General features: G+C 73.9%; 8 protein-coding genes. 4 read left to right on the top strand and 4 right to left on the bottom strand.

What is annotated here, in order from left to right:
* Positions 1-729, bottom strand: a 729-nt coding sequence (locus KN815_RS44585; RefSeq protein WP_216347493.1) for a Rossmann-like and DUF2520 domain-containing protein, incomplete at its 3' end; no start/stop codon positions are given.
* A 147-nt stretch (positions 730-876) separates the two neighbouring features.
* Here KN815_RS44585 and KN815_RS44580 point away from each other — a divergent pair.
* Complete coding sequence (locus tag KN815_RS44580; protein ID WP_253209634.1) at positions 877-2,133, top strand: threonine aldolase family protein; 1,257 nt, start codon at positions 877-879, stop codon at positions 2,131-2,133.
* On the opposite strand, the gene KN815_RS44575 is transcribed toward KN815_RS44580, so the two are convergent.
* Positions 2,041-2,415: a hypothetical protein gene (locus KN815_RS44575; RefSeq protein ID WP_216347495.1), complete on the bottom strand. Its 375-nt coding sequence runs from the start codon at positions 2,413-2,415 to the stop codon at positions 2,041-2,043. The genes KN815_RS44580 and KN815_RS44575 overlap by 93 nt on opposite strands.
* Before the next feature lie 99 nt (positions 2,416-2,514).
* Between KN815_RS44575 and KN815_RS44570 the strand changes: the two genes are divergently transcribed.
* Together KN815_RS44570 and KN815_RS44565 are read left to right on the top strand one after the other, a co-directional pair.
* On the top strand, positions 2,515-3,597 hold the full coding sequence (locus KN815_RS44570) for a DUF5937 family protein (protein ID WP_216347491.1): 1,083 nt from the start codon (positions 2,515-2,517) through the stop codon (positions 3,595-3,597).
* Between the two features lie 99 nt (positions 3,598-3,696).
* Complete coding sequence (locus tag KN815_RS44565; RefSeq protein WP_216347490.1) at positions 3,697-4,044, top strand: ArsR/SmtB family transcription factor; 348 nt, start codon at positions 3,697-3,699, stop codon at positions 4,042-4,044.
* Positions 4,045-4,220: 176 nt separating this feature from the next.
* On the opposite strand, the gene KN815_RS44560 is transcribed toward KN815_RS44565, so the two are convergent.
* Both KN815_RS44560 and KN815_RS44555 read right to left on the bottom strand, forming a co-directional pair.
* Positions 4,221-4,910, bottom strand: coding sequence for a response regulator transcription factor (locus KN815_RS44560; protein ID WP_216347488.1), 690 nt, complete (start codon positions 4,908-4,910; stop codon positions 4,221-4,223).
* Positions 4,911-5,025: 115 nt separating this feature from the next.
* Positions 5,026-6,222: a sensor histidine kinase gene (locus tag KN815_RS44555; RefSeq protein WP_216347487.1), complete on the bottom strand. Its 1,197-nt coding sequence runs from the start codon at positions 6,220-6,222 to the stop codon at positions 5,026-5,028.
* 108 nt (positions 6,223-6,330) lie between these two features.
* Here KN815_RS44555 and KN815_RS44550 point away from each other — a divergent pair.
* On the top strand, positions 6,331-6,922 hold a 592-nt coding region (locus tag KN815_RS44550), incomplete at its 3' end, for an SAM-dependent methyltransferase (protein WP_372458633.1).

Below are 6,922 nucleotides of genomic sequence, written 5' to 3'. Positions count from 1 at the left end.
CGCGACCGGGCCGGTCAGCGCGGCGTCGCCGCTGCGCAGCGCGTTGTCCAGCGCGGCGCCCAGGAGGGGGCCGAGCATCCGGTCGGGGGCCTCGACCCCGGACGCGCGCAGCAGCTCAAGGGACTGGGCGACCAGCGTGGTGAGGTGGTTGGCGCCGATGGCGAGGGCGGCGTGGTAGAGCGGACGGGATTCCTCCGCGATCCACTCGGGCTCCCCGCCCATCTCGATGACCAGCGCCTCGGCGGCCAGCCGCAGCTCCTCGGGGGCGGTGACGCCGAAGGAGCAGCCGGCCAGCCGCTGAACGTCCACCGAGGTGCCGGTGAAGGTCATGACGGGGTGCAGTGCGAGCGGCAGCGCACCGGCCCGCAGCGCGGGCTCCAGCACGCTGACGCCATAGCGGCCGGAGGTGTGCACCAGCAACTGGCCGGGGCGCACCGCACCGGTTTCGGTGAGGCCCGCGATCAGCTCGGGCAGCGCGTCGTCGGGGACGGTGAGCAGCACCAGCTCGGCCCGCGCCAGCACCTCGGAGGGCGGGACGATCGGGACCTCGGGGAGCAGGGCGGCGGCCCGGCGCACGGAGGCGTCGGAGACACCGGAGGCGGCGACCGGGCGGTGTCCGGCCAGCCGCAGTGAGGCGGCGAGGGCCGGGCCGACGCGGCCCGCGCCGACGACCCCGACGGTGAGCCGGGCCGGCCGGTCCTGCGGCTCGGGAAGTGGTTGTGCGTTCACGCGACAGGGGCCTTCCGTTCCAGTCCTCAGGGGGTACCGGACGATTCCCCGCCATGCTACGCGAGTGTTTCCGGGGGAGTTCGGCCGCAGCCCGGGCCTGTGGACAACTCTGTGGTCCGATGGACACCCGTGCGACATGATCACCCCATGACGGACAGGACGGACGAGGCAGACGAGACGGCAGCCGGTGCGGACAAGGCAGCCGGAGCCGACGCGGCGGACGCAGCGGACGACGCCACCGGCGACCCGGAGCGGGCCGCGCGGGTGCGCCGCCTCGCGGCCTGGCACGGCTCCGAGCGGACGCTCACCCGCGGCCCCGCGGAGGGGCGGATCGCCGAGCGGCTGGCCGCCCTCACCGCCGCCCTTACGGCCGACCCCCCGCCGTACGGCGGGGACGGCTGGGTGGACATGTACGGGGACGGCATCGTCGAGGAGCTGGAGCGGCGGGTCGCCGCGCTGCTCGGCATGGAGGCCGCGGCGTTCTTCCCCACCGGCACCATGGCGCAGCAGGTGGCGCTGCGCTGCTGGGCGGGGCGCAGCGGCAATCCGGTGGTGGCGGTGCATCCGCTGTCGCATCTGGAGGTGCATGAGCGGGACGCGTATCTGACGGTGAGCGGGCTGCGCGCGGTGCGTCCCACGAGCGAGCCTCGGCCGCCCACCGCAGAGGACGTCCTCGGTCTCGACGAGCCGTTCGGCACGCTCGCCCTCGAACTCCCGCTGCGCGACGCCGGATTCGTGCTGCCCACATGGGACGAGCTGGTCGCGGTCGTGGAGGCGGCCCGGGAGCGGGACGCGGTGGTGCACTTCGACGGGGCACGGCTGTGGGAGTGCACGGCCCACTTCGGCCGCGAGCTGCCGGAGATCGCCGCCCTTGCCGACTCCGTCTATGTGTCCTTCTACAAGTCGGTGGACGGCATCTCGGGAGCGGCGCTGGCCGGGCCCGAGACCCTGGTGGCGGAGGCCAGGGCATGGCGCCACCGGTACGGCGGCCAGCTCTTCCAGCAGTGGCCGGCGGCGCTGGCCGCGCTGGACGGCCTGGACCGCGAGCTGCCGAGGCTTCCGTCGTATGTGGCGCACGCCCGGGTGGTGGCACAGGCGCTGCGGACGGCGTTCACGGCCGAGGGGGTGAGCTGGTCCCGGGTGCATCCCGAGGTGCCGCACACCCACCAGTTCCAGGTGTGGCTGCCGTATCCGGCGGCGGTGCTGGACGAGGCGGGGGTGCGGCTGGCGGAGGAGACGGGGACGACGCTGTTCCGCCGCTGGCGGGAGCCGGGGCCGCCCGGTCTGGCCGCGACGGAGCTGACGGTCGCCTCACCCGCACTCGACTGGACGGCCGAGGACGTCACGGCCGCGGCCGGTGCCTTCCTCGCCCGGGTCCGGGAGCTCATGGAGGGGGACGGCTGACCGGCGCCGCAGGGCGGCCAGCGCCTCCCTGACCGCCCTTACGGCGCGCGGCATCGCCCCTACGTGGCCCGGCGTCGCCCTTACGGCGCCCGGCGCGTCCGTAAGGCGGTCATCGCGGCCGCGGCGGCGGGCCACACGCCCCGCCATCGCGGCCTGGGCGTCGCGGTACTGCCGCAGCTCCCGGACGGTGCGCCAGTCGTGGCGGCCCGGTGCGGGCGGGGCGGGCTCGCCGCGCCGGGCGGCCCGGTACAGGTCGAGTGCGTACTGCTCGGTGAGGGACATGGTTCGACGGTGCGCTCGGCCCCGGACATGCGTCACGCCGATTGACGGCGGCCGTCAAACGAGGGCGGCGCCGGGCGCGGGCTCCCGCACCATGGGCTCATGGCCAATGTCATCGACATCGCCGGGCTGCCGCCCGAGCGCATCGTCTTCAGCCCGTCCCCGCTCGCCGAGCTGGGCGCCGCGCTCCATGTGCTGTCCGAGCCCGGCCACCACCCCGGGCTGCACGGCTGGGCCACCGCCACCTCCTCCGCGCTCAAGCCGGACCTCGCCGACCGGCTCTGCGAGGCGGACTTCCTGTGGCGCACCACCCGCTCCGACCTGCTGCTCCCGGCCGCCCCCGGGGCGACGCTCGCGGAGGAGCTGGACGCACTGGACCGGATCGACGACGAGACGTTCGTGTCGGCCGCCTTCGAGATCGCCTGCTCCCCCGCGTACGACCGGCGCACCCCCTCGCCGCTGGTCGACGCGGACGAACGGGCCCGGATCCGCGAGCTGGCGGCCGCCCGGGGGCCGCGGCAGGCGGCCTTCACCCACCGGATGCTGGAGGACCCGGACGGGCTGCGGGTCTGGTTGCGGCGGCTGCTGGAGGACTGCGACGAGGCGTTCTTCGCCGACACCTGGCGGCGGACGCGGATCCAGTTGGCCGCCGACGCCCGCCACAAGGCGGAACTGCTCCAGCGCAAGGGGCTCGGAGAGGCGCTGACGGCGGCCTCCGCCGCGCTGTCGCTCTCGGAGGACGGGAACAGCATCCTGGTCGACAAGCTGGCGGGCGGCCGGACGACGGCGTACGGGGAGGGCATCACCTTCATCCCGACCGCCTTCGGCTGGCCGCATCTGATCGTCCTGTACGCCCCCGGCTGGCGCCCGGTGATCCAGTACCCGGTCACCGCCCCCGAACTGCCCCCGCCCGCCGCCCTGGAGCTCGTCCAGCGCCGTCTCGAGGCCCTGGCCCACCCGATGCGGATGCGGCTATGCCGCAGCCTGGCCCGCGGCCCGCACACCACCGGTGAGCTCTCCGAGTCGTACGGCATCACGCCCCCGGAGGTCTCCCGCCATATCGCCGTGCTGAAGAAGGCCGGTCTCCTCACCACCCGCCGCCGCGGCCGCTATGTGCTGCACCAGCTCGACCTGGCGTCGGTGGCCCGCCTGGGCAGCGACTTCCTGGAGAGCGTGCTGCGGTAGGGCGCTGTCTGTAGCGTGCGGCCCCAGGGGCCCCGCCTAAAATGTTCACCCCAGAGTGAACACAGAGCGGGCCATCAGCGGCAGAGGAGCAGAGCAGCGATGAGCAACCGAAGCCACCGGGCCGCGCCCGAGCACACCCACCCCGACGACGTCCCGGTGCAGACCGCCCTCGCGGCGCTCGCCGACCCCGTACGGCTTCAGCTCGTCCGCGAACTGGCCACCACGGCCGACTGGGAGCACACCTGCGGCACCTTCGACGTGCCCGTGGGCAAGGCGGCGCTCAGCCACCACTTCTCGGTGCTGCGCGCGGCCGGGCTGATCGAGCAGCGCGACATGGGCCCCAAGCGGGTCAACCGGCTGCGCCGCCCGGAGTTCGACCAGCGCTTCCCCGGACTGCTCGACCTGGTCCTGCGCGACCGGCGGGACAGCGGCGAGCACGAACGGTAGGACGGCCGTCTCGACCGTAAGGACGCCGCGGCCACCGTAAGGACGCGGCGGCCGCCGTAAGGACGCCGCCGCGAGAAGGTCCGCCGTAAGGACGCCGCCGCAAGAAAGGCCGCCGTAAGGACGCCGCCGCGAGAAGGGCCGCCGCAAGAGCGCCGCCGTGGAAACTCCGTCCCGCCTCAGCGGGCCGGGCCCGCCGAGCCACCGGCCCGCACCAGCCCCGTCTCGTAGGCCATCACCACCACCTGCACCCGGTCCCGCAGCTCCAACTTGGTGAGGATGCGCCCCACATGGGTCTTCACGGTCGCCTCCGACAGCACCAGCCGCGCCGCGATCTCGCCGTTCGACAGCCCCTGCGCGACCAGCAGCACCACCTCGCGCTCCCGGTCGGTGAGCCGCTCCAGCCCCGGACGGCCCCGGCCGCCGCTTCCCCCACCGCCCGGCAGCATCGGCGCGAACCGGTCCAGCAGCCGGCGCGTGGTGGTGGGCGCGACCACCGCGTCACCGCTGTGCACCGCGCGGATCGCCGCGAGCAGCTCCGCGGGCGGCACATCCTTGAGCATGAAGCCGCCCGCCCCGGCCTTGAGCGCGGAGAAGGCGTACTCGTCCAGATCGAACGTGGTCAGGATGATGACCTTCGGCGCCCCCTCCCGCTCGCATATCAGCCGGGTGGCCTCCACGCCGTCCAGCTTGGGCATGCGGACGTCCATGAGGACGACGTCCACCTCCGTGGAGCGCACCGCCTGAAGCGCCTCCACTCCATCGCCCGCCTCGGCGACGACCTCCATATCGGGCTGGGCCGCGAGCACCATCCGGAAGCCGGTACGCAGCAGCACTTGGTCATCGACGAGCATGACGCGAATCGACATTCCGGACGGTCCCTTCCTCTGGCTGACAGCTCCTCTGGCTGACAGCCGCCTTACAGCGGCCATGGCGCGACGTTACGAGTGCGCATGCGCATACGGGTCATGATGCGCCCATCGCTCAACGGGCCGGCTTCAGCGGCAGCAGTGCGCTGATCCGGAAGCCGCCGCCAGGACGCGGCCCCGCGTCGAGCGTGCCGCCCACCATGCCGACGCGCTCGCGCATCCCGATCAGCCCATGGCCGCTGCCGTCGGCGCCGCCGTCCTGGTACATCTCCCGCTGCGCGCCCCGTCCGTCGTCCTCGACCAGCAGCCCGAGCCCGTCGTCGAAGTAGGTGAGGCGGACGCTCGCGCCCACATCCGGGCCGCCGTGCTTACGGGTGTTGGTGAGCGCCTCCTGCACGATGCGGTACGCGGTCAGCTCGACCCCGCTGGGAAGCTGGCGCGGGCTGCCCACCACCTTGAAGTCCACCGGGAGCCCGGCGCCACGCACCTGCTCCACCAGCTCGTCGATCTGCTCGACGTCCGGCTGGGGGACGTAGTCGTTCTCCTCGCCCGGTTCCCCGGTGCGCAGCACGCCCAGCAGCCGCCGCATCTCGGCGAGCGCCTGGCGGCCGGTGCCGGAGATGGTCTCCAGCGCCTGCCGGGCCTGTTCTGGCGAGGCCTCCATGACGTACGCGGCGCCGTCCGCCTGCACCACCATCACCGACACGTTGTGTGCCACCACATCGTGCAGCTCCCGCGCGATCCGGGCACGCTCGGCGGCCACCGCGACCTTCGACTGCGCCTCGCGCTCCCTCTCCAGCCGGGCGGCCCGCTCCTCCAACTGGGCGTAGTAGGCGCGGCGGGTGCGGATCGAGTCGCCGAGCACCCAGGCCAGTACGAACGGGATGGAGACGAAGACCGCCGAGACGACGTCCTCCCACCAGCCCTGCTCGGAATGCGGCCAGCGGAGGGCGGCGAGCGGGGCCGCGCTGATCGCCACGCCCAGCGCGAAGCGGGAGGCCCGGCGCGAGGAGGCGACCGCCACCGTGTAGACGATCACCAGCATGGCGAAGTCGGTCAGATTGGGCTTGACGCCGGTGGCCATCTGGGCGACCCCGCACGCGATGGCCAGCAGCAGCATCTTCTCCGGGACACGGCGGCGCAGCGCGACCGTCGTCCCCAGCGCCAGGACGATCGGCACGGCCGCGAACCGGGAACCCCGGCTCATCCCCGCCTCCATGACCCACAGGGAACCGAAGCCGACGAGGAGGACGGCCCAGAAGGAGTCCACCCCTGTCGGATGCCTGCGGAGAAATTCGTAGAGGCGCTGCACGTCACCCAGCGTAGGCACCGCCGAACCCTCCCGGGTCAGCCCGAGGGGCGATCCGTATCGCCCGGCCCTACTCCCCAAGGTGGAGACGATTCCACATAGCGTGGCGGTGTGGCGACCGAGAAGCATGAGTGGAGCGGATGGCGTACGGCGGCCGAACAGGCGCTGTACGGAACGGGCGGATTCTTCCGCCGCCCCGAGGGCCCCGCCGGGCACTTCCGCACGTCGGTGCATGCCTCACCGCTGTTCGCCCGGGCGGTCGCGGAGCTGCTGCGCCGGGTGGACGAGGCGCTGGGGCACCCCGCCGAACTGGCCCTGGTGGACCTGGGCGCCGGCCGCGGCGAGCTGCTCACCCAGGTGCTCGCGCCGGCCCCCGGCCTGCCCCACGGCCTGGACCGGCGGCTGCGACCCTACGCGGTGGAGCGGGCGGAGCGCCCGGCGGGCCTGGATCAGCGGATCGCCTGGCTCGACGCCCCGCCGGAGGGCTGCACGGGGCTGCTGTTCGCCAACGAGTGGCTCGACAACGTGCCCGTGGACATCGCCGAGGCCGACGCGGACGGCGTGCCGCGCCGGGTCGAGGTGGACCTCGCGGCCGGGGACGGCACCGAGCGGCTGGGCGACCCGGTGGACGGCGAGGACGCCGCGTGGCTGGCCCGCTGGTGGCCCCTGGCGGGCGCCGAACCGGGGCTGCGCGCCGAGATCG

The sequence above is a fragment of the Streptomyces niphimycinicus genome (assembly GCF_018883605.1).
Taxonomy (GTDB): Bacteria; Actinomycetota; Actinomycetes; order Streptomycetales; family Streptomycetaceae; genus Streptomyces; species Streptomyces niphimycinicus.
This window is presented reverse-complemented; position numbering and strand designations above follow the sequence as displayed.